The sequence below is a fragment of the Parafrankia soli genome (genome assembly GCF_001854695.1).
GTDB lineage: Bacteria > Actinomycetota > Actinomycetes > Frankiales > Frankiaceae > Parafrankia > Parafrankia soli.
Map to the genome: position 1 here is coordinate 1 of NZ_MAXA01000141.1, position 1,949 is coordinate 1,949.

1 pseudogene is annotated in these 1,949 nt (G+C 60.2%); it reads right to left on the reverse strand.

Annotated features, from left to right (window positions below):
- Positions 1–1,388: 1,388 nt before the first annotated feature.
- Positions 1,389–1,949: pseudogene (locus BBK14_RS13175) on the reverse strand (hypothetical protein); the annotation flags it as partial.

Sequence of the window (1,949 nt, forward strand, 5' to 3'; positions counted from 1 at the left end):
GGGGCCCGTAGAGCAGATCCGCGGCAGCCAGCACACGACGAACCGTCCCAGACCGGAAGCCCTACACACCAGGGCGATCAACACACCACAAGATCAAAGAGTCACACGTTCAGGACACCGCACGAACGTGCGGAGTACAGGGATACAGAGCCCTTTTGGGAAAGACTACCAAGGGTCATATGACCTGGTAGATACGGGTGCGCCGCCAGGGACTTGACCCCCGAACCCGCGGATTAAGAGATCATCGGTAGTTCGTCCGCTGACGTCCGCCAGTGTCCGCCGGTCCTGGTCGCGGTCCCGTCAATGACCGTGGCGGTCCGTGGTCGTCCGCCGTCGTTCGCTGGCTTGGCTGCCATCCTGGCTGCCAACCGCCACGGCCTGGGCTCCCGACGGACGGCAGCGTGCATCTAATCCGTAGTTAGATTAGATCTGGATCTTCCGTCGACCTGGTGCGCTCCGTCCACGGGCGTCCGCCAGCGTCCACCCTCGTCCGCCGGCTTGGCTGTCAACTTGGCTGTCATCGCCCGATGGCAAGCCGGACCCGTACCGCAGGCGCGCCAGCGCCGAAGAACGGAAGCGGCACGGCAGCATCTCGGCCGTCAACTACCCGCTTACAAGATCAGCGGGCTCCGTCCGTCGACGTACACCCGCGTCCGTATATTACCAGCAGTCCGAAGAATCTTGGCGTTGGAAAATCACAAGGCTCGGGGATGGCGGAAGGTTCGAGTCGACTCGAGGTGGCATTTTAATTTCCTCTGGTCCGCCGCCTGTTATTCTCCAGAATTTCATTGTTGAAAGATCTTGGACTACGACTCTAGACGCTAAAAGTGGCCAGGGTGAATCGCTGATAAGCGATGAGAAAGGGAGTGTTCCGTTGGGATGAAGTGCAATGACGCTGCAAGGTCTCATTATTACGGATACATTAAAATATTTTGAGTCGCCAAATTTCCACATTTCGTCCGCCGGAGAAGTTGAACTGGGGATGTGGGGCGATATGGGGTTAGCTCAACGCCTACAATGCGAAATGCAAGGATTGTTTCGTTGGTTATCTCAAACGACTTAATCAGCATGGTGCCGGTCGAATTGTCCCAATCGGCCATGAATGTGACTCGCGAAAAGGTTGAAAACTGTTCGCGGTAGCTCTTCTCGTGTTCTTCGTCCAGTGCCTGCTGTGCTACGTCGACCGAACTTTTTGACCAGAGGATCGCATCCTTTGCGATATTGAAATTTAGCCAAGAGAAAAAGGAGGTTATAATTAGGGCGGTGGCAGCCAAGGAAATGCTGACCAGGTCAATCCACCGGGGTGGGCCTCCGTCATCCGGTGGGCCTCCGTCATCCGGCCTAGCCATGTTACGGCAGCTGTAGATAGCTACTGGTGTGCTTTCTGATCATGGTGTGGTGTCGGCGTACGTGTGCCATCGGCGGTGGCAGAGGCGGGCGCGGTGTTGATGGCGGCGGCGCCAGGTGGACCACCACAGCAGGTGCTCGCGGTCTCGTCGGGGCGACAGAAGGATCAAGGCCCGTAGCAGGCGCAGGAGTTCGTGGCTGCTGAGCGGGACGAGGTCGGCTTCGGTGGGTTCGTTCCGGCCGGTCTGGGCGGCGCGTTCACCGGCGGCGGTGACGGCCAGGAAGGCGTAGGCGACCAGGGCGATCACGCTCCAGCGGTGCCAGGAGTTCCAGCAGGTGACCTGCCCTTTGTCGAGGTGGCAGATCTCTTTCGCGTCCTGGAAGTCGTCCTCTACCCGCCACCTGCGGCACACCAGGGACACCAGTCGCGCCAGGGGCACCGGCCCGGGGGCGAAGCAGCGGTAGTAGGACACGGTGCGGGTGTAGCGGTGCCGGCGCACCAGCAGCACGGACGTCCCCGCGGTACGGTCCTGCCCCTCAGGCGTGTCGTCGGCGGTGACCTCGATCATCGCCCAGTCGTAGTCGCGTACGCCCTTCTGCCC